Genomic DNA, 20,870 nt, shown 5'->3' on the forward strand with positions numbered 1-20,870 from the left:
GGGAGCGCTCAGAGCAGCAGCCGCCAGAGATGGTCGGCCGTCCCGTTGTCGTCGTACTGCACGACGTGCGCGCTGTCGGCGGTGGACATCCCGTCCACGCCGAGCACCTTGTCCGAGTTCCGGTTGCGGATCCGGTACCAGCCGCCCCCGTCCGGCACGAGCTGCCACAGGTGGTCGGCGGTGTCGTTGTCGTCGAACTGGACGACGTGCGCGCTGTTCGCGGTGGACATCAGGTCGACGCCCAGCACCTTGCCCGAGTGCCGGTTGCGGATCCGGTACCAGCCGTCGCCGTTGGCGACCAGCCGCCACAGATGGTCCGCCGTGCCGGTGTCGCCGAACTGCACCACGTGGGCGCTGTTCGCGGTCGACATGCCGTCCACGCCGAGCACTTTGCCGGAGTGCCGGTTGGCGATCCGGTACCACCGGTCCGCGAGCCACGGTTCGGCGTTCGGGGCGGCCGTCGGGAACGACGTGATCCGCAGCCGGGCCGCGCCCATCGGGACGAGGGTGACCTCCTCGACCGGCTCCGTCGAGCGCGCCGGGCTCGGCTGGAGGGGCGCCACCACGTGCTCGTGGTCCGCCGTCCACTCGGGGATGCGGCGGGCGCGGGCGGTCATGGTGAGCGGGGTGCCGTCCAGCGTGAACGGGTTGTCGCCGGGGGCCCGGCCCGTGGAGCGGTGGCGCAGGGACGCGGCCGGCCGGGCGCTGTCCAGGACGAGACCGTAGTTCCACGGGCTCGTGGCGTGGACCGCGTACTCCGGGAAGGTGTCACTGCCGCCGATCCGCTCGTACTCCTCCCCGATCCGCAGGGAGTACGTGAGCGGCCCGTGGTCCACGCTGACGGAGTCGTGGTTCTCCGCCCAGGTGCGTACGGTGGTCCGCTGCGGCAGCCGCAGGGTGACCCGGTCGCCGCTGGACCAGGTCCGCTCGATCCGGGTGAAGGCCGGACCTGCGGGCGCGGCGACCCGCTGCCCGTTGACCCGGACGTCAGGCTCGGCGCACCAGGCAGGGACGCGCAGGACGAGCGGGAAGGCCAGCGGCTTCGGGGCGGTCAGGGTGAGCTCGACCGTGTCCGTGAAGGGGTAGCCGGTCTCCTCGACGAACGTCACCTCTGTTCCGTCCGCGACCTTCGCGGTGACCTCGCTGGGCGCGTACATCGCCGCCGCGAGCCCGCCGTCGGGGGTGGCGAGCCACAGCTCCTCGGTGAAGTACGGCCAGCCCATGCCGTAGTTGTGGGGGCAGCAGCGGTACTGGTCCACGCCCGGCAGATACGCCAGCATCGCGAACGGGTTCTGGAACTGGCGGTCGCGCTTGGGCTCGTTGTCCAGGTCCACGCTGTTGGCGCAGGTGATGTAGTGCACCGCCTTGCCCGACGGGTCGAGCGAGGCCGGCAGCGAGTTGAACGCCAGCTCCTCGCAGCGGTCGGCCCACAGCGGGTCCCCGGTGATCCGGGTGAGCAGCTGGTGGCTCGCCATGAACTCGACGATCCCGCAGGTCTCGAAGCCCTGGCGGGGGTCGCCGTGCCCGGGCCGGGCGTTCTCGTCGCCGGCGAACCCGCCGCCGGGGAACTGCCCGTAGGCGTCCATGGCCTTCGTGTACGTGCCGTAGGTGTTCCGGGTGTCGGTGGCCGAGCCGCTGCGCAGCGCGAACTGGGCGGGCTCCCGGAAGCCCTGGGCGATGTTCACGTTGTGCGGGTTGACCAGGTTGTCGCCCCAGTCGGCCCCGTACCGGTGGATCTTGTCGACGAGGTCCAGGAGGAAGGCGTCGCCGGTCCGGTTGTAGAGCCACATGACGCTGTCCAGGCCGTCGCCCCAGCGCAGGGCGATCCAGCTGGTGTCGAAAGCTCCCGGGCCCTGGGCGTTCATGTAGCGGAAGAAACGGCTGAGGAAAGGGATGATCCGGTTGTCCTCCGTGTACTCCTGCCAGGAGCGCAGGGCCTGGATCAGGGGGAGGAACGGCCAGAAGTCGGGCCCGCCGTTGAGCGAGGTCCGCAGCGCCTTCGGGCCGAAGAAGCCGTCGCTCTGGCCGGTGGCGAGGATCGCGTCCATCCAGCGGCGGGTGGTGGCCAGCGCGGTCGCGTCACCGGTGACGATCGCGAGATCGGCGTAACCGCGCAGCCAGTACGGGACTTCCTCCCAGCCGCCCCGGTCTGGGCGGACCCAGCCGGTGGCCGTGAAGTCGAGGAAGTGCGAGAACTCCTCGTACCGGCCGCACAGCCCCTCCAGTTGGAGCTTCAGCTGTCCGGCCAGCCAGCCGTGCGCCGTCACCTTCCCCGGGGGCAGCTTCAGGAAGGCGGTGGGGTGCAACGGGGCGGCGTTGGGGGAGTAGTGGCCGCCCCGGGCGGCCTGGACCCGGTGGCGGTCGGGCGTGGCGGCGGTCGCCCACCGGCTCGTGACGCCGGTGGCGACGGCGGTGGCCACCGCGGTGGTGATGAGCTGCCTGCGGTTCAGGGGCATCGGTGCGGCTCCTGCTCTCGGCCGCGGCCGCCTGTGCCGCGGCCGGGCTCGGTGGGGGTGGCTGCACGGCACGGTGGCCGTGCAGGGCGGGGCTGCCGGTGGTACGCACGTGACCTGAGGTGCGGGGCGGAGCGGCGGGCCGAACGGCCGGGCGCATGCCGAGGACCGCCGTCGCGCGGCGGGGCGGTCGGACAAGAGCTGTTCTTGCAACGTTAGAAATCAGGCGTCCGGCGGTATGACAGCACGGTGTCGGGCGGGTGTCCAGACCCCGCGCAGAGCCTGTGCCGCGCGGCGGGTCGCCGGTCGCGGAGCGGCCTGGGCGGTCGGCCGACACTTTTTGGAAACGCATCGACAACGCTCTTGCCGCCCGTGCCGCACCGCCTATATAACGTTGTAAACCGAGCCGCCGACAGGCTGTGCAGGCTCTCACGACCGCTGTTCCCGCAGTCCGGAGCAGGGGTGTGAGGAATGCAGTGGCATCAGCTGCCCCGTGGCCGATGCCTCGTCCCGCATGTCCGACCGCACGCCGATCAGCGTGCCGTCAACCCGCCAAGGAGCGTTCCGCGCATGATGATCCAGCGTCGATCCCGTACCCTCGCCGTGGCCTGCGTCCTCGCCGCCACCACGCTGGCCGCCGCCGGCTGCGCCAAGTCGGAGACCTCCAACAACGCGGGCGGCGACAGCAGTCAGGCGGCCCAGGAGGCCAAGACCCCCGAAACCTCGTCCGGTTCGGGCTGCACGCTGGAGACCTACGGCGCGCCCAAGCTGGACCTGAAGAACGCGGTGGTCGGCTTCTCCCAGTCGGAGAAGGAGGCCAACCCCTTCCGGATCGCCGAGACCCAGTCCATCAAGGACGAGGCGAAGAAGATCGGCGTCAAGAAGCTCCTCACCACCAACGCCCAGTCCCAGCTGTCCAAGCAGATCAGCGACATCCAGGACATGCTGTCCCAGGGCGCGCAGTTCCTCATCGTCGCTCCGCTCAACTCCGACGGTCTGGAGCCCGCGTTGAAGGCGGCGGCCGCCAAGAAGGTCCCCGTCCTCACCATCGACCGCAAGGTCAACTCCACCGCCTGCAAGGACTACGTGGCCTTCCTCGGCTCCGACTTCGTCGAGCAGGGCAAGCGCGCCGCCGACGCGATGATCAAGGTCACCGGCGGCAAGGGCAAGGTCGCGATCCTGCTCGGCGCCTCCGGCAACAACGTCACCACCGACCGCACCAAGGGCTTCGTCGACCAGGTCAAGGCGGAGGCCCCCGGGCTGGAGATCGTCGCCCAGCAGACCGGCGAGTTCGCCCGCGACAAGGGCCAGCAGGTCATGGAGCAGCTCATCCAGTCCAAGCCCGACATCACCGCCGTCTACGCCGAGAACGACGAGATGGGCCTCGGGGCGGTCACCGCGCTGAAGGCGGCCGGCAAGAAGCCCGGCAAGGACGTCAAGATCGTGTCGGTCGACGGCACCCGCAACGCCGTCCAGGCCCTGGTCAACGGCGAGTACAACGCCGTCATCGAGTCCAACCCGCGCTTCGGTCCGCTCGCCTTCGCCACCGCGCAGAAGTTCTACGCCGGTGAGGAGATCCCCGAGAACGTCATCATCACCGACCGCGAGTACGACGAGGCCAACGCGAAGGAATCGCTCGGCGGAGCGTACTGACCCGGCCGGCGCTCCCACCGGAACCCGCACCGGCACTCCGACCGGCACTCCGGCCGCCGCCTCGACCCCGGGCCTCCCCCGGGGCGACGCGGCGGCCCGGGACCGTTCCCGTACCACCGGAAGGCCAGGATTCATGGCACCCACCCACGCGACACCCTCGCACCCGGAGACCTCCGGGGCCGGGGTCGCTGTCGCCGAACCCGTCCTCGAAGCCCGCTCCGTGAGCAAGCGGTTCCCGGGCGTCGTCGCCCTGGACGACGTCTCCTTCGCCCTGCGCGCGGGCGAGGTCCACGCGCTCGTCGGCGAGAACGGGGCCGGCAAGTCCACCCTCATCAAGGTTCTCACCGGCGTCTACCAGAGCGACGAGGGCGAGGTGCGCGTCAGCGGCGAACCCGTCCGCTTCGCCCGCCCCTTCGAGGCGCAGCAGGCCGGGATCTCCACCATCTACCAGGAGGTGAACCTCGTCCCGCTGATGAGCGTGGCGCGCAACATCTTCCTGGGCCGGGAGCCGAAGAACCGTTTCGGGCTCATCGACTTCCCCCGGATGAACCGCGAGACCACCGAACTCCTCGACGGCTTCGGCGTCCGCGTCGACCCCAAGCGGCCCCTGCACACCCTCGGCATCGGCACCCAGCAGATGGTCGCCCTCGCCCGCGCCGTCTCCGTACAGGCGCAGGTCGTCATCATGGACGAGCCGACCTCCTCGCTGGAGCCCCGCGAGGTCGAGACCCTGTTCCGGGTCATCGAGAACCTGCGCGGCCAGGGCATCGCCGTCCTCTACGTCAGCCACCGCATGGACGAGCTCTACCGCATCTGCGACCGGGTCACCGTGCTGCGCGACGGCCGCCACATCCACACCGGCGAACTCGCCCCGCTGGAACGCATGCAGCTCGTGTCGATGATGCTCGGCCGCGACATGGCCGAGGTCCGCCGCGACGGCCTCACCGGCTTCGCCGCCGAGGGCCACGACGCGGCCCGCACCCCCGTCCTCACCGCGACCGGCCTCGACCGGCGTCATCAACTGCACGACATATCCGTGGAGTTGTACGCCGGTGAGGTGCTGGGACTCGGCGGTCTGCTGGGCTCCGGGCGCAGCGAGACCGCGAAGGCGCTGACCGGAGCGCTGCCCCTGGACGGCGGGGAGATCACCGTCGACGGCAAGCGCATCGGCCGCCCGACCCCGGCCGCCGCTATCCGCGCGGGCATCAGCATGCTCCCCGAGGACCGCAAGGCCGAGGGCATCGTCCCCGGGCTCTCCGTCCGCGAGAACATCGTGCTCGCCGCCATGCCGCGGCTCTCCAAGGCCGGGATCGTCTCCCGCGCCAAGCAGGACCGCATCGTCGACATCTTCATGAAGCGACTGCGGATCAAGGCGTCCAGCCCCGAACAGAAGGTCGGCGAACTCTCCGGCGGCAACCAGCAGAAGGTGCTGCTCGCCCGCTGGCTCTGCCTGGAGCCCAAGGTGCTGCTGCTCGACGAGCCCACCCGGGGCATCGACGTCGGCGCCAAGGCCGAGGTGCAGTCCCTCATCGACGAACTCGCCCGCGAAGGGCTCGCCGTGCTGCTGATCTCCTCCGACATCGAGGAGCTGATCGAGGGCGCCGACCGCATCGTCGTCCTGCGCGGCGGCGCGGTCGCCGGTGAACTCGCCGGCGACGAGGTGGACGAGAGCCGCCTCCTCGAAGTGCTCGCCGACCACACGCCCGGCGCCGTCCCCGCCGACCGCACGCCCGACGATCACACCCCCGGCGCCGCGCCCGCACACCCCGTGCCCGAACCCGGCGGGAAGGTCCCGGCCGGCCAGGAGGACCCCCGATGACCACCCAGGCCACCCTGCCACGCCCCGCGAAGCCGCTGGCCCGGCTCCGCGACCCCGCCTGGTACCAGGAGTACGGGGTGTACGCGGCCGTCGCCGTCGTGCTGCTGTTCAACGCCCTGTTCACCGAACACTTCATGACGGCCGACAACCTGCGCACCCAGCTCGTCCAGGTCGCGCCCATCGTGATCGTCGCGCTCGGCATGGCCCTGGTCATCGGCACCGAGGGCATCGACCTCTCCGTCGGCTCCACCATGGCACTCGCCGCCGCCCTGCTGCCGCTCTACCTCGGTTACGGACTGGTCCCCGCGCTCCTGATCGCCCTGCTCGCCGGGGCGGTGGTCGGCGCGATCAACGGGACGCTCGTCTCCCTCGTCGGGCTGCAACCCATCGTCGCCACGCTCGCCCTGTTCGTCGGCGGCCGGGGGCTCGCCCTCGTCATGGCGGACGGCCAGCTCAAGCAGATCGTCAACCCGGACATCCTCGCGCTCGGCACCGGCTCCTTCCTCGGCATCCCGACGGTCGTCCTCATCGCGGGCGTCCTCGCGCTGGCCGTCGCGTTCCTGGTGCAGCGCACCACCTTCGGCCGGCAGATCGTCGCCATCGGCGGCAACCGCTCGGCCTCCGCCCTGTCCGGACTGCCCGTCAAGCGCGTCCTGATCGGCGTCTACATCCTCTGCGGGGTGATGGCCGCCCTCGCCGGCATCCTCGCCACCGCGCGGCTCACCGCCAGCGACCCGTCATCCCTCGGCACGCTCATGGAGCTGTCCGCCATCACGGCGGTCGTCGTCGGCGGCACCCCGCTGAACGGCGGCTCCATCCGCGTGCTCGGGACCGTCGCCGGAGCCCTGCTGATGCAGCTGCTGCGCGCCACCCTCGTCAAGCACGACCTGCCCGACTCCACCGCACAGATCGCCCAGGCGGCCATCATCATCGCCGCCGTCTACGTCGCCCGGGAGCGTAGGTCCCGATGAACAAGACCACACCGGCCACCGTGCCCGCGGCCGAGGCCCCGGCGCCCCTGAAAAGCGCCCCCTCGCGCCCCGAACCCCGCCCCGAGCGCTCCACCGGCTCCCGGATCGGGGAACTCGTCCAGCGCCAGGGCGTCCTCGCGGTCCTGCTGACCGTGATCCTCATCGCCTCGTTCGTCTACCCGACGTTCGCCAGCCTCGACAACGCGCGGGGCGTCACCGTCCAGGCGTCGTTCCTCGCGATCGTCGCGCTCGGCATGACGCTCGTCATCATCACGGGCGGTATCGACCTCTCCGTCGGCTCCGTCTTCGCCCTCGGCGGTGTCCTCGCCGCCTGGGCCTCCCAATGGGGCTTCCTCGCCGCCCTGCTCGTGCCCCTGGTGGTCTGCGGCGCGATCGGCCTGGTCAACGGTCTGCTCATCGCCCGCGCCAACATGGCCCCCTTCATCGTGACGCTCGCCAGTCTCCTCGCGGCGCGCGGCATGCTGCTCGCCTTCACCGACGAGGGCGCCACCACCTATCTGGTGCCCAAGGACTCCGCCTTCGCCGAGCTGGGCCAGGGCAGCGTCTGGGGCTTCGGCTATCCGATCCTCATCGCGCTGGCCCTCTTCGGGGCGGGCGGCCTGCTCCTCCAGCGGACCTCGTTCGGGCAGACGCTGTTCGCGGTCGGCGGCAGCAGCGACGCGGCGACCCTCATGGGGCTGCCCGTCGCCCGGACGAAGATCCTCGTCTACACCCTCAGCGGGCTGCTCGCCGGACTCGCCGGAGCGCTCAACGCCGCCCGCCTCTCCTCCGGCGTCACCATCGTCGGCGTCGGCATGGAACTGGACGCGATCTCCGCCGTCGTCATCGGCGGCACCCTCCTCATCGGCGGGGCGGGCTCGATCAGCGGCACCCTCTGGGGCGTCCTGCTGCTCGCCGTGATCCAGAACCTGATCAACCAGATCGGCTCGCTCAACTCCTCGTACCAGTCGGTGGTCAGCGGCGGCTTCCTTATCGTTGTCGTGGTGGCGCAGCGTTACCTCGCACGCAGCCGGAGAACCACCTGAGCCGTACGGATCGGGCCCAGTCGAACCAAGAAAAACAAGGAGTGCCGTGGGCGTCAGCCTCAAGGACGTAGCTCAACGGGCGGGCGTGTCCATCAAGACCGTGTCGAACGTGGTCAACAACTACCAGCACGTCACCCCGAAGATGCGGGCCAAGGTGCAGCAGGCGATCGACGAGCTCGGCTACCGGCCGAACCTCACCGCCCGTCATCTGCGCAAGGGCCGCACCGGCATCATCGCGCTGGCCGTCCCCGAGTTCGGCAACCCGTACTTCGCGGAGCTGGCCGGCGAGGTCGTCGACGCGGCGGCCCGGCACGACTACACCGTCCTGGTCGACCACACGGCGGGCCAGCGCGAGAAGGAGCTGCTGGTCTGCCAGGGATTCCGCTCCCACGTCATCGACGGGCTCATCCTCAGCCCCATCCACCTGGAGACCGAGGACCTGATGGCCCGCACCGAGACCGCGCCGCTGGTGCTGCTCGGCGAACGCGAGTACGAGGCCCCGTACGACCACATCGCCATCGACAACGTGGCCGCCGCCCGCGAGGCCGTCGCCCACCTCATCGCGCTGGGCCACCGGCGTATCGCCTTCCTCGGATCCCGCACCGGGCGGGAACGCCAGCCCGCCCACCTCCGGCTGCGCGGCTGGCGCGAGGAGCTGGCCGCCTGCGGCATCACCCCCGACGAGTCCCTGGTCGTCGTCACCGACGGCTACGGCCGTGAGGACGGGGCCGCCGCGATGGCCTCCCTCCTCGACCGGGGGGAGCGTCCCGACGCGGTGTTCGCGTACAACGACCTGATCGCGATCGGGGCCATGCGCACCATCACCGAACGCGGCCTCACCGTCCCGGACGACATCGCCGTCGTCGGCTTCGACGACATCGAGGAGAGCCGGTACGGGGCCACCACGCTCACCACCATCGCCCCGGACAAGGCGGCCATCGCCCGGCTCGCCGTCGACAGCCTCGTCGAACGCCTCGCCGGCACCCCGGTCGCCGAACCCCGGCGGCCCCGCCCCGGCTACCGCCTCGTCGTCCGCGAATCCACCACGCCCCGCGATGCCTCCGGCCCAGCGAGCTGACGCACCCTCGCGAGGCCCCTTCCGCACCCCCAAGGAACTCCTCATGCCCACCGTGCACCGCAAACCGTTCGGCCGCGCCCACGGGCAGAGCGAGACCGACCTCTGGACCCTCGACTCCGGCACCGGCGTCCGGGCCGAGATCCTCACCTACGGCGGTGTCCTGCACAGCCTCACCGTGCCGGACACCGCGGGCGAACCCGGCCCGGTCGTCCGCTCGCTGCCCGCGCTCGACGACTACACCGACAAGAACCCGTACTTCGGGGCGATCGTCGGCCGGTACGCCAACCGCATCGCCCACGGCCGCTTCACCCTCGACGGCACCACGCACCACATCCCCGCCAACGACCGCGGCCACGCCCTGCACGGCGGCCCCGACGGCTTCCACACCAAGATCTGGGAGGCCGCCGGGCACCGCACCGACACCGCCGCCGTCCTCCGGCTCACCCTGCACAGCCCCGACGGCGACATGGGCTTCCCCGGAGCGCTCGACGTCACCGCCACCTACACCCTGGACACCACCGGCACCCTCGCCGTCGACTACACGGCCGCCACCGACCGGCCCACCGTCGTCAACCTCACCAACCACTCCTACCTCAACCTCGGCGACGACGACATCCTCGGCCACACCCTCCAGGTCGACGCCGACGCCTACCTCCCCGTCGACACCGGCTCCATCCCCGAAGGACCGCCCGCCCCGGTGACCGGCACCCCCTTCGACCTCACCACCGCGCACCGCATCGGCGAACGCCTCGCCCACCCGGACGCCCAGCTGGGCCAGGCCGGCGGCTACGACCACTGCTGGGTCCTGCGTCCCGCCGCCCCCGGCACCCTGCGCCGCGCCGCCCGCCTCACCACCCCCGGCGACCGGCGCACCCTGGAGCTGTGGACCACCGAACCGGGTCTCCAGATCTACACCGCCAACCAGCTCGACGGCGCGTTCACCGACGGCACCGGCCGCCGCCACCAACGCCACGGCTCGCTCTGCCTGGAGACCCAGCACCTTCCGGACTCACCCAACCGCCCCGACCACCCGAGCACGGTGCTGCGCCCCGGCGAAACCCTGCGCAGCCGCACCGAATGGCGCTTCCCGCACCTGCGGGCGGGTTAGGCGCGCATCCGGGCGGCCGGGCCGGCCGGGTCCGCTACTTCAGGTACGGCCCCGCCGCGCCGACCTTCCCCGGCGCGGCGTTCTTTCCGCCGAGGTCCAGGACGTACACGCGCAGGTTGCCCTTGCCGGGGGCCGGGACCGTGAGGGTGCCGCCGGTGACCTGCTTGGTGTCACCCGTGACGGCGTCCTTGTACGTCCCGTTCGGGATGCCGGTGTACGTGGCGCTCCCGGAGACCGTCACCAGGGCGAAGCTGTCCGTGCCGCTCGCCGCGTCGGTGTAGCGGCGCTTGTACGCCATCGAGCCGCTGATGCCCTCCGTGGAGTACTGGCCCATCTGGAGCGCGGGCACGGCCCGCCGGATCTCGTTGAGCCGCTGGAGGTGCTTGGCCAGCGGGGCGGCCAGGGTGTCGGCGACCTTGCCGGTGGCCGAGGAGACCTTGCCGAAGTCCGAGGCCGTCACCTCACCGGCCAGGTGGTCCCCGAAATAGGCCCGTCCGGTCGTCGCCAGCGGACACGTCGGGCCGCAGTCGATCTTCTTCCCCTTCTGGAACTCGATCTCGGAGCCGTAGTAGAGCGTCGGGATGCCCCGGAAGGTCCACATCAGCGACATGTTCTCGGCCCAGGCGTCCGAACCGCCGGTGTAGCGCTCGCTGCTCTTGTTGGGACCGTAGTCGTGGCTGTCGACGTAGACCACGTTGTACGTGGGGTCGTTGACCGCGTCGTCCGAGTCCTTGCCGTTGTGGAACGCGTTGTTCGCGTCCCCGAAGTTCATGTGCATCCGCATGTCGATGATGTTCATCCCGGAGAACCGGCTGCGGTCGGGCGCGTGGTAGGCGTTGCCCTTGAGGAACGCGTTGTCCGAGACGGGCTGGGCCGCCGTGCCCTGCTGCTGCTCGTAGTCGTACATCTCCAGAGCGGCCTTCTCGTCGTCCGCGCTGTACTCCTTGCGCTCCTTCCAGGTGAAGAACTGCGCCGAGTGGTTGACCGAGCCGCGGTTCCACTTGTCGTTGACGAAGGCCGCGACCTCACCGAAGACGAAGAAGTTCTTCGCCGCCTCCGCGCCGAACCGCTGCGTGACGCGCTCCTGGATCGCGGGCAGGAAACGGCGGTTCCAGGTGGTGCGGGGGATGTGCACCGCAGTGTCCAGCCGGAAGCCGTCGACACCCATGTCGATGTACTTGTTGTACGCGCCGATCAGATAGTTCTGGACCTGGGCGTTCTCGGTGTTGAAGTCGGCGAGGTCGTCGTGCAGCCAGCAGGAGCGGGAGTCCTCGCCCTCCCAGTTGCCGATCCAGCAGGTGTGGTAGAGCGCCTTCGGGAACATTCCCGAAGTGGGGCTGGGCCACTGGCAGTTGTAGATGCGGTAGCCCTCCGGTGAGGTGTGCCCGGTGGGCGTGCCCCAGCCCACGCAGGTGTTGCCCGTCGGCTCGGCCGTGGACCACAGGTCGCCGTTGTAGTACGACTTCCCGGACTTGGGCTCGACGGTGAGGCCGTCGTACGTGAACCCGTCGTTCTTCTCGTCGTAGTACCAGCTCCACTGCGCGTCGCGCACCCCGTACGCCTTCGGGGTGAACAGGCCCTTGGCGCCCCACCGTGAGGAGTGGTTGTGGACGACGTCCTGGTAGATCTTCATGCCCTTGGCGTGGGCCGCGTCGATGAGGTCCTGGTAGGAGGCTCCGGCGGACTCCAGCCTCGGGTCGACCTTGTAGAAGTCGTAGCCGTGGTAGCCGTGGTAGTCGTAGTCCGACCGGTTGAGCACGACCGGGGTGATCCAGACCGCGGAGAAGCCGAGCCCCTTGATGTAGTCGAGCTTCTGCACCAGCCCCTTGAAGTCCCCGCGGAACATGGGGTCGTCGTTGGCCGCGTTGCCGGACTTCTCGTGCTGGCGGCCGCCCCGGTTGTTCGTGGGGTCGCCGTCGTTGAAGCGGGCGGTGAGCACGAAGTAGATCGGGTCCTTGCGGGGATCGGTGCCCAGCGGAGTGCCCGTGGCCGGGGCAGTGGGCTTCTCGCCGGTGGTGGCGGAGGCCGGGGCTGACTCGGCCGAGACGTTTCCGGCGGCGTCGACGGCCCGGACGGTGTAGCGGTAGGCGGTCTTCGCTTCAAGTCCCGTGTCGGAGAAGACGGTCGAGGTCGTGTCGGTGACCACCGTGCCCTTCGTCCCACCGGTCCTGGCGACTTGGTACTTCGTCACTCCACTGTCATCCGTGGCGGGTTCCCAGGTGACCACGACCGCCACCCCGTCGGCGGTGGCTTTCACCGCGGTGGGCACGGACGGTGCCTCGGTGTCCGGTTCCTCGGCGGCGCACGGGTCCTTGGCCGAGGCCGTCACCTTACGGTCCTTCACCGTGGTGAGCCCGGCCGCCAGGGTGTAGTCGCTGCCGTTGTTGTTGTCCCAGACGCCGTTGCCGTTGTTGAACGCGGCCTGGAGCCCTGCGGCGCTCCCGAGGTCGACCGTGCGTTTCACCCAGCCCGTACAGACGGCTTCCATGCCGATGCCGGGGACGGCCGTCCACGCCCCGCCGTGCGGTCGGTAGTGGAGGTTGACGGTGGACCAGCCGACGGTGGAGGTCGCGTAGAAGACGGAGGCCGTGTTCGGCCCACTCGGCTCCTCCGGCTCCTCGGGACCCGTACCCGCGCACGGGTCGCTGTGCGCCACGACCCCGTCCTGGACCGTGATGTTCCCGGTGCCCAGGTCGTAGTTCCTGCCCGCGTTGTTGTCCCAGGTGCCCGAGCCGTTGGTGAAGGTCGCTTTCAGCCCGCCCGCGCTCCCGAGCGGGACTGTCAGCTTGACCCAGTCGGCGCAGGCGGCCTGCATCCGGGTGCCGGGGACGGTGGTCCAGGAGCCGCCGTCGGGGGAGTAATGCAGGTAGTACGCCGACCAGTTGCGGGTCTTCGTGGAGTAGAAGACGGTCGCCGTGTTCTCGGTGGCGGCCGAGGAGGCGACGGGTTCGCTCGCCGGGGCGGAACGCGCTTGCGGTACGGCGGTCAGAAGTCCCAGCAGCCCGGCCGCTGCCACGGCCGCCGCGAGCGGACGGCGCAGCAGCCGGTGAGGAGTGCGTCTCATGCGTGTCTCCAGGGGAGGGGAGAACCCTGACGCGCCTCGGGGTTCGGTTGAGTGAACACGATCCGACGGCAAGCTCTGCCGGAATGTTGCTGCAATTCCTTGCGGGGTGGAAGTTACCGGTGCATGACAGGTGCGTAAAGGGATCCGGCACCCCCGGTCCGCCCGGAATGGACGGCCGGGCCCGGTTGTTCGCACGGTCATGACCTTCTCCGTTGATGTGACCGTGCGCGGCTACGAGCTCGACACCCAGGGACACCTGAATCAGGCCGTCTACCTCCAGTACGCGGAGCACGCCCGCTGGGAGCTGCTGCGCGCCGCGGGACTGCCCCAGGAGAAGCTGCTGGCCGGCGGAATCGGCCCGGTGCAGCTGGAGGTGACGGTCAAGTACCGCCACGAGCTGCGCGGCGGCGAGCGCGTACGGGTCACCTGCCGGTTCGACTACGGCACGGGCAAGACGTTCACCATGGAGCAGCAGATCGTCAAGGAGGACGGCACGGTGGCCGCGGAGATCACCGGAGTCGCCGGCGTCCTCGACCTGACCGAACGCCGCCTCGTCCCGGACCCGCAGGGCCGCCTGGCCGCGCTGGCGGGCAACCCGGACCTTCTGACGGGCTGAGCGCGGGCAGGGAGGGCGGAGGCTGCTTCCCCCGCCCGCACGGGAAGGGAGGGCGTCCCGTCCATCACGGGCGGGACGCCCTCCACCAGTCCGTTATGGGTGTCCGGTCAGACCGGCGTACCGACGACCAGGTGGTCCCCGGGGATACCGGCCTTGCCCGGGGCGTAGTAGTCCTTGATCCCGGTGACCCAGGTCTCCACCCGGATCCGGTCGCCGTCCGTCGGCTCGAAGGCGTCGAAGAGCGCGTCGATGTTCCCGGGCTCGAACCCGATGGCCCGCATCAGCGCCATGAACAGCGGGCGCTCGATCAGACCGTCGCCGTCCGGGTCGCCCAGGGCGGCCAGCGCCTCGGCGAACACGGCGATGGTGGCGTCGAACCGCTCCGGCGACAGCACGCACGCCGTGAACTCCTCGAAGCTGATCTCGCCGTTCCCGTCGGCGTCCAGCTCGGTCAGCAGGGTCGTCCAGTACCGCCTGAACGCCGCGCGCATCGCGTCCTTCGCCTCTTGGTCCGACGCGTGCGCCTCGCGGACGACCCGCTCGGCCATGAGATCGAAGTCGTCCTGCTCCAGGACGCCGTTGGCATTGGCGTCGAACAGGGAGAAAACGAGCGCGACCCGCCTGGTGGCCTCAGTGCCCATGAATCCGTCACCCTTCTCCGCACGTCACGTTCCACCGGCCACGGCCCTGTTGCCGGGCCGGCCCACCCACTGTCCGGCCGGGCGAGGGCGTACGCGGCGAAAGAGGTGATCCCTTCACCTGAAGGACGTACCCGGGCCCGCGTAAACGTCGAGTCGAGGCAGACGGAGGGGCTCACGATTCCCGCACGCCCCCCGGTGGGTGCCGAACGGAAGGCTCTACCCTGGGCGGATGCGTCACCCGTCCGCCGCGAGCGGTTCCCGTACCGTCCAGGGCCGCCTCCCATGACCAGAAAGACCCGCACGCTGCCCGCGCTCGCGCCCGGCTCGGTGGAGACGCCGTTCGTCATCCAGGACTATGGCGAGGTCGTCTCCCACGACACGCACTGGGACGCGCACTCCCACCCCTTCCACGAACTGCTCTGGAACGAGCGCGGCGCCTCCACGGCGGTGGTCGGTGAACGCGTCTGGACGATCACCCCCACGCTCGGCCTCTGGATGCCCGCGGGCACCCTGCACACCGGCGCGGCGACCGCCGGCACCTGGCTGCGCGCCAGCTTCTTCGGCTTCCGCACCACCGCGTCGATTTCCGACACCCCGGTCGCCGTCGAGATCACCCCGCTGCTGCGCCTGCTCCTCGAACGGCTCGGCGAACCCGGCCTCGCCGCGTCCTCGCGGGCCGCGACCGAGGCGCTGGTGCTCGACGTGCTCACCCCGTCGCCCCGCGAACTGCTCGTCCGGGTCCCGGTCTCCGACCTGCTGCGCCCGATCGCCGACGCGGTACGCGAGGACCCGGCCGACCAGCGGACGCTGAGCGACTGGGCGTCCGCCCTCGGCGTCAGCACCCGTACGGTCGCCCGGGCGTTCACCGCCGAGACCGACATGAACTTCGTCCGCTGGGTCGCTGCGGTCCGCGCCCAGCACGCGATCGGCCTGCTGGCCCGCGGATGTGATGTGGAGAGCGTGGCCGAACAGGTCGGCTACCGCTCGGCGAGCGCGTTCGGTGTCGCCTTCCGGCGTACGACGGGACTCACCCCGGGGACCTTCCGGCCGGCCTGACCGCCGACCTGGATGTCCGTATCGCTACAGCGGATGTCTCAAACGCTTGATTGCGACAGTCGGGCCCCTCTCATAAGGTTCCAAGGCAAGCCTTACCTAAGCCAGCGAGGATCGCGTCAGCCACTGACGTACGCGTCCCGCCGCGGCCCCGACATCCGGAAAGCCGGGTACACACCCATGTCTTCACACCGCCTTCGCCTGCTCGTCGTGGCGGCCGCCCTCGTCGGCGTGTCCGCCTGCGGCGGGTCCTCCGACGCCGGGAGCAAGGACGACGAGAGCCGCTCCGGCGGCGCGTTCCCCCTGACCGTCGAGCACGCCCTGGGCAAGACCACCATCCCCGCCAAGCCCAAGCGCGTCGCGACCGTCAACTGGGCCAACCACGAAGTGCCGCTCGCGCTCGGCGTCGTACCGGTCGGCATGGCCGCGGCAAACTTCGGCGACGACAACGGCGACGGTGTGCTGCCCTGGGTCGAGGAGAAGCTCGACGAGCTGAAGGCCAAGACGCCGGTGCTGTTCGACGAGACGGACGGCATCGACTTCGAGGCCGTCGCCGACACGAAGCCGGACGTCATCCTCGCCGCCTACTCGGGTCTGACCAAGAAGGACTACGAGACCCTCAGCGAGATCGCCCCCGTCGTCGCCTACCCGGACGCCGCCTGGGCGACGCCGTGGCGCGAGATCATCCGGACGAACAGCAAGGCGATCGGGCTCGCGGACGAGGGCGAGAAGCTGATCAAGAAGCTCGACGGCGACATAGCCAAGACCGCCGCCAAGTACCCGCAGCTCCAGGGCAAGTCGGCGATGTTCATGACGCACGTCGACCCCAACGACGTCAGCGAGGTCGGCTTCTACACCACGCACGACACCCGTACCCAGTTCTTCCAGGACCTAGGGATGAAGATCCCCGGCTCCATCGCGAAGGCGTCCGAGGGCACGGACAAGTTCGCCCTCACCAAGAGCGCCGAGCAGATCGACGCCTTCGACGACGTCGACATCATCACCGGCTACGGCGACGACACCGGTGAGCTGCTGAAGACCATCACCAAGGACCCGCTGCTCTCGAAGATCCCCGCCGTCGAGCGCGGCTCCACCTACCTCCTGCCCGGCAGCAGCCCGCTGGCCACCGCCGCCAACCCGACGCCGTTGTCGATCAGTTACGTGCTGGACGACTACGCCGCCGCCCTCGCCGAGGCCGCGGACAAGGTCAAGTGACCACGCTCGACACCCGCACCCCGCCGGACGCCGTCACCAGGCGTCCGGCGGGCGTGCGCCTGCTGTGGGTCCTGCTCTCCGTGCTCGCCCTGGCCGCCGTCATGGTCGCCTCCGTCGCCTTCGGCTCCCGCGACGTGCCGTGGTCCGACGTCGTCGCGGCGTTCGGCGGCTCGGACGACACCCTGGGGCAGGCGGCCGCGACCAAGCGCATCCCCCGTACGGTCCTCGCCGTCGTCATCGGCGCGGCGCTCGGCCTCGCGGGCGGCGTCATGCAGGGCGTGACCCGTAACCCGCTCGCCGACCCGGGCATCCTCGGCGTCAACATGGGGGCCTCCCTCGCCGTCGTCACGGCCGTCGCGTTCTTCGGGCTCACCTCGCCGACCGGCTACATCTGGGTCGCCATCGTGGGCGCCGCGCTGTCCGCCCTGTTCGTCTACACCGTCGGCACGCTCGGCAGGGGAGGGGCGACCCCGCTCAAGCTGGCGCTCGCCGGAGCCGCCACATCGGCCGCCTTCGCCTCGCTGGTCAGCGCGGTCATCCTGCCGCGCAACGACATCGCCGGAAGCTTCAAGCTCTGGCAGATCGGCGGCGTAGGCGGCGCGTCCTTCGAACGCATCGGCCAGGTCGCGCCGTTCCTCGCCGTCGGCTTCGTCGTCTGCCTGCTCTCCGCCCGGGCTCTCAACTCCCTGGCCCTCGGCGACGAGTTGGCCGCCGGTCTCGGTGAACGGGTCGCCGTGGCACGGGCGGTGGCCGCCCTCGGTGCCGTACTGCTCTGCGGAGCGGCCACCGCCGTCGCCGGGCCGATCGGCTTCGTCGGTCTCGTCGTCCCGCACACCTGCCGGCTCCTCGTCGGCGTCGACCACCGCTGGCTCCTGCCGCTCTCCACCGTGCTCGGCGGGGTCCTGCTCACCGCCGCCGACGTCGTCGGCCGGATCGTGGCACGACCCTCCGAGATCGACGTCGGCATCGTCACGGCCCTGATCGGGGCCCCGTTCTTCATCTACATCGTCCGCCGACAGAAGGTACGTGCCCTGTGAGCGCGCCCGTCCTCACCCGGCCCGCCTCCGTCGAGGCCGCCACCCGCCGCCGCGTCCGGGGCGCCTCGCGCCGCCGCCGCGTCGTCCTGGTGCTGGTCCTCCTCGTGGCCGCCGCGTTCGCCGTGACCCTGATGGCGGGCCGCACCTACTACCCGCCCGGCGACGTGCTCCGGGTGATCCTCGGCGAGCAGGTGCCCGGCGCGTCCTTCACCGTGGGCCGGCTGCGGCTGCCGCGCGCGGTCCTCGCCCTGGTCGCCGGATTCAGCTTCGGCCTGGCCGGCGTCACCTTCCAGACGATGCTCCGCAACCCGCTCGCCAGCCCCGACATCATCGGCATCAGCTCCGGGGCGAGCGCCGCGGCCGCCATCGCCATCGTCACCCTCTCCCTCGGCGAGGTGCAGGTCTCCGTCCTCGCCATCGCCGCCGGACTCGGCGTCGCCCTGCTGGTGTACTCGCTGGCGTTCAAGGGCGGAGTCGCCGGCACCCGGCTCATCCTCATCGGCATCGGGATCTCCGCGATGCTCGACAGCATCACCTCCTACGTCCTGTCCCAGGCCGCCGAATGGGACCTCCAGGAGGCCATGCGATGGCTGACCGGCAGCCTCAACGGCGCCACCTGGGACCAGGTGATCCCCGCCCTCGCCGCGGCCGCCGTCCTCACCCCGCTGCTGCTGGGGCAGGCCCGTAACCTCTCCGCGCTCCAGCTCGGCGACGACACCGCCTCCGCCCTCGGCGTACGCGTGGAACGCACCCGGATCACCGTGATCGTCGCCGCCGTCGGGCTGATCGCCTTCGCCACGGCGGCGGCCGGACCCATCGCGTTCGTGGCGTTCCTCTCCGGGCCCATCGCCGCCCGCATCGTCGGGGCGGGCGGCTCGCTGCTCGTGCCCGCCGGGCTCGTCGGCTCGCTGCTCGTCCTCGTCGCCGACTTCACCGGCCAGTTCGCCTTCGGCGAGCGCTACCCCGTCGGCGTCGTCACCGGCGTCCTCGGAGCCCCCTACCTCGTCTACCTGATCATCCGCACCAACCGGGCGGGAGGCTCGCTATGACCACGCACCACCGACTGACCGCCGAAGGACTCACCCTCGGCTACGGCGACCGCACGGTCGTCGACTCCCTCGACCTCGCCGTACCGCCCGGCCGGATCACCGTCATCGTCGGCGCCAACGCCTGCGGCAAGTCGACCCTCCTGCGCTCCATGTCCCGGCTGCTCGCCCCCAGGGCGGGCCGCGTCGTCCTGGACGGCAAGGAGGTGCACCGGCTGCCCGCCAAGGAACTGGCCCGCACCCTCGGACTGCTCCCGCAGTCGCCGATCGCACCCGAGGGCATCACCGTCTCCGACCTCGTCGGCCGCGGCCGCCACCCGCATCAGGGGATCTTCTCCCGCTGGAACGAGAAGGACGACGCCGCCGTCGCCGCCGCACTGGAGGCCACGCACACCGAACCGCTCGCCGAACGGGCCGTGGACGAACTCTCCGGCGGCCAGCGCCAGCGCGTATGGATCGCCATGGCGCTCGCCCAGCAGACCGACCTGCTGCTCCTCGACGAGCCGACCACCTTCCTCGACGCAAGCCACCAGATCGAGGTCCTCGACCTCCTCACCGACCTGAACCGCTCGCGCGGCACCACCATCGTGATGGTCCTGCACGACCTCAACCTCGCCGCCCGGTACGCGGACCACCTGATCGCCCTCGCCGACGGCGGCCTCCACGCCTCCGGCACCCCGGCCGAGGTGCTGACCGAGGAGACCGTCCGGGCGGTGTTCGACCTCGACAGCCGCATCATCGATGACCCCGTGTCCGGGCGGCCCCTGATGCTCCCGATCGGCCGCCACCACGTGCTCGACGGCGCGGACCTGGCCGCGTCACCGGTCCCTCAGGAACCGAGCAGCGCCGAGCCGTACCAGTCCGAGGCGTCGGCCACCCCCGGCAGCACGAGGAAGTAGCCGCCGCCCGTCGTGGTGCTGAAGTCCGCGAACCGCTCGCCCTCGAGCCGCTTCTGCACCGTCGCGAACTGCCGGTCGACATCCCGCTGGTAGCAGCAGAAGACCAGCCCCACATCGAGCGTCCCGTCGGGCGCGAGGCCCCGGTCCACGTTGTAGCTGCGGCGCAGCAGGACCGAGTCCTCGCTCCCGGGGGTACGGGGGTTGGCCCGGCGGATGTGGGAGTCCAGCGGTGTCACCCGGCCCTGCGGATCGCGCCCGTAGTCGAGCGGGTCGCTCTCCTTCTTCCCGTCGAGCGGCGCGCCGGTCGACTTGCGCCGGCCGAAGATCCGCTCCTGCTCGCCCAACGGGACCCGGTCCCACGCCTCGGCCCCCAACCGGATCGTCCGCAGCACCTGGTAGCTCCCGCCCCGCGCCCAGTCCGGCCCCTCCGGCCCGACCCAGACCAGCCGGTCCATCTCCCGCGCCGACGTCGTGTCCGGGTGCGCGGTGCCGTCCTTGAAGCCGGTGAACGACCGGGGGCTGCCCTCGGGGCGCGGCGGGTTCACGAACCCGTCGGCCCGCCACCGGGCCTGCAGCAGCCCCGAGGTCTCCCGCGCCAGATCCCGTACGACATGGAGGACGGCGTCCGGGTGCTGCGCGCAGACCTGCACCGAGAGATCTCCGTGGCAGGCTTCCGGTTCGAGTTGGTCTCCGGGGAAGCGCGGCATCCGGGTGAGGCCGGGCGGCCGCGCCCCGGCCAGCCCGAAACGCCCGTCGAACAGCGAGGCACCCACCCCGACGGTGATGGTCAGCCGGTCCTCCGGGCCCCGCACCGCCGCCACGTCCGGATCCTTCGGGGTGACCCCGGCGGTGAGGACACGGGACCGCACGGTCAGCTTCCGGAAGAGCGCCGCCAGCTCCTTCCGGTCCCGTGCGAGCACGTCGAAGGCGGCGAAACCGCCGAACCGCTGCTGCGGGGTCAGGATCCCCGCCTGGTGCGCGCCGTGGAACGGCACCCGGTCCTCGTCCGAAGCCACTGCGGGGGCACCGGCAGCGGCGCCCGCCGACACCGTGCCGATCAGTCCCGCGCCCCCCACCACACTCGCGGCACCCCGCACGAAGGTTCGTCGGCCGAGACGCGCGTCCCGGTATTGGTCACTTTCCGTCATGGCCGTTCTCTTTTCGCGAGGCG

Annotated in this window: 16 protein-coding genes; 12 read left to right on the forward strand and 4 right to left on the reverse strand. The window is 70.9% G+C overall.

What is annotated here, in order from left to right; genetic code table 11:
* Positions 1-8: 8 nt before the first annotated feature.
* Complete coding sequence (locus tag IE134_RS23425) at positions 9-2,456, reverse strand: RICIN domain-containing protein (protein ID WP_189431594.1); 2,448 nt, start codon at positions 2,454-2,456, stop codon at positions 9-11.
* A gap of 567 nt (positions 2,457-3,023) precedes the next feature.
* Here IE134_RS23425 and IE134_RS23430 point away from each other — a divergent pair.
* From IE134_RS23430 to IE134_RS23455, 6 genes are all read left to right on the forward strand, one after another.
* The gene (locus IE134_RS23430) at positions 3,024-4,106 is read left to right on the forward strand and encodes an ABC transporter substrate-binding protein (RefSeq protein WP_030712914.1); all 1,083 of its coding nucleotides are present in this window, start codon (positions 3,024-3,026) and stop codon (positions 4,104-4,106) included.
* Positions 4,107-4,239: 133 nt separating this feature from the next.
* Positions 4,240-5,925: a sugar ABC transporter ATP-binding protein gene (locus IE134_RS23435; RefSeq protein WP_189431596.1), complete on the forward strand. Its 1,686-nt coding sequence runs from the start codon at positions 4,240-4,242 to the stop codon at positions 5,923-5,925.
* The gene (locus tag IE134_RS23440) at positions 5,922-6,896 is read left to right on the forward strand and encodes an ABC transporter permease (protein WP_030712918.1); all 975 of its coding nucleotides are present in this window, start codon (positions 5,922-5,924) and stop codon (positions 6,894-6,896) included. Before IE134_RS23435 ends, IE134_RS23440 begins: the two co-directional genes overlap by 4 nt.
* Positions 6,893-7,942: an ABC transporter permease gene (locus tag IE134_RS23445; RefSeq protein ID WP_030712920.1), complete on the forward strand. Its 1,050-nt coding sequence runs from the start codon at positions 6,893-6,895 to the stop codon at positions 7,940-7,942. Before IE134_RS23440 ends, IE134_RS23445 begins: the two co-directional genes overlap by 4 nt.
* A 46-nt stretch (positions 7,943-7,988) precedes the next feature.
* The gene (locus tag IE134_RS23450) at positions 7,989-9,020 is read left to right on the forward strand and encodes a LacI family DNA-binding transcriptional regulator (protein WP_189431598.1); all 1,032 of its coding nucleotides are present in this window, start codon (positions 7,989-7,991) and stop codon (positions 9,018-9,020) included.
* 43 nt (positions 9,021-9,063) lie between these two features.
* Positions 9,064-10,128, forward strand: coding sequence for an aldose epimerase family protein (locus IE134_RS23455; protein ID WP_030712924.1), 1,065 nt, complete (start codon positions 9,064-9,066; stop codon positions 10,126-10,128).
* A gap of 34 nt (positions 10,129-10,162) precedes the next feature.
* On the opposite strand, the gene IE134_RS23460 is transcribed toward IE134_RS23455, so the two are convergent.
* Positions 10,163-13,192 carry a carbohydrate binding domain-containing protein gene (locus IE134_RS23460; RefSeq protein WP_189431600.1) on the reverse strand — a complete coding sequence of 1,010 codons (3,030 nt, stop codon included), beginning with the start codon at positions 13,190-13,192 and terminating at the stop codon, positions 10,163-10,165.
* Positions 13,193-13,391: 199 nt separating this feature from the next.
* Between IE134_RS23460 and IE134_RS23465 the strand changes: the two genes are divergently transcribed.
* Positions 13,392-13,808 carry an acyl-CoA thioesterase gene (locus IE134_RS23465; protein WP_189431602.1) on the forward strand — a complete coding sequence of 139 codons (417 nt, stop codon included), beginning with the start codon at positions 13,392-13,394 and terminating at the stop codon, positions 13,806-13,808.
* A gap of 107 nt (positions 13,809-13,915) precedes the next feature.
* On the opposite strand, the gene IE134_RS23470 is transcribed toward IE134_RS23465, so the two are convergent.
* Positions 13,916-14,449, reverse strand: coding sequence for an EF-hand domain-containing protein (locus tag IE134_RS23470; RefSeq protein WP_030712927.1), 534 nt, complete (start codon positions 14,447-14,449; stop codon positions 13,916-13,918).
* Between the two features lie 282 nt (positions 14,450-14,731).
* Here IE134_RS23470 and IE134_RS23475 point away from each other — a divergent pair, with 282 nt between their 5' ends.
* The 5 genes from IE134_RS23475 (at position 14,732) to IE134_RS23495 (ending at position 19,699) form a co-directional block, all read left to right on the forward strand.
* Positions 14,732-15,505, forward strand: a complete 774-nt coding sequence (locus IE134_RS23475) for a helix-turn-helix domain-containing protein (protein WP_126932447.1) — start codon at positions 14,732-14,734, stop codon at positions 15,503-15,505.
* Positions 15,506-15,682: 177 nt separating this feature from the next.
* The gene (locus IE134_RS23480; protein ID WP_189431605.1) at positions 15,683-16,717 is read left to right on the forward strand and encodes an iron-siderophore ABC transporter substrate-binding protein; all 1,035 of its coding nucleotides are present in this window, start codon (positions 15,683-15,685) and stop codon (positions 16,715-16,717) included.
* Positions 16,714-17,754, forward strand: a complete 1,041-nt coding sequence (locus IE134_RS23485) for a FecCD family ABC transporter permease (RefSeq protein ID WP_030712932.1) — start codon at positions 16,714-16,716, stop codon at positions 17,752-17,754. Before IE134_RS23480 ends, IE134_RS23485 begins: the two co-directional genes overlap by 4 nt.
* Complete coding sequence (locus tag IE134_RS23490; RefSeq protein WP_097947321.1) at positions 17,751-18,803, forward strand: FecCD family ABC transporter permease; 1,053 nt, start codon at positions 17,751-17,753, stop codon at positions 18,801-18,803. The genes IE134_RS23485 and IE134_RS23490 overlap by 4 nt, the downstream gene beginning before the upstream one ends.
* Positions 18,800-19,699: an ABC transporter ATP-binding protein gene (locus IE134_RS23495; RefSeq protein ID WP_098018523.1), complete on the forward strand. Its 900-nt coding sequence runs from the start codon at positions 18,800-18,802 to the stop codon at positions 19,697-19,699. Before IE134_RS23490 ends, IE134_RS23495 begins: the two co-directional genes overlap by 4 nt.
* Here the strand turns inward: IE134_RS23495 and IE134_RS23500 are convergent.
* Positions 19,630-20,847: a Dyp-type peroxidase gene (locus IE134_RS23500; RefSeq protein ID WP_050513671.1), complete on the reverse strand. Its 1,218-nt coding sequence runs from the start codon at positions 20,845-20,847 to the stop codon at positions 19,630-19,632. The two genes, IE134_RS23495 and IE134_RS23500, sit on opposite strands and share 70 nt — an antisense overlap.
* Positions 20,848-20,870 lie beyond the last annotated feature (23 nt).

It is taken from the genome of Streptomyces rubiginosohelvolus, from assembly GCF_014649875.1.
Lineage (GTDB): Bacteria > Actinomycetota > Actinomycetes > Streptomycetales > Streptomycetaceae > Streptomyces > Streptomyces rubiginosohelvolus.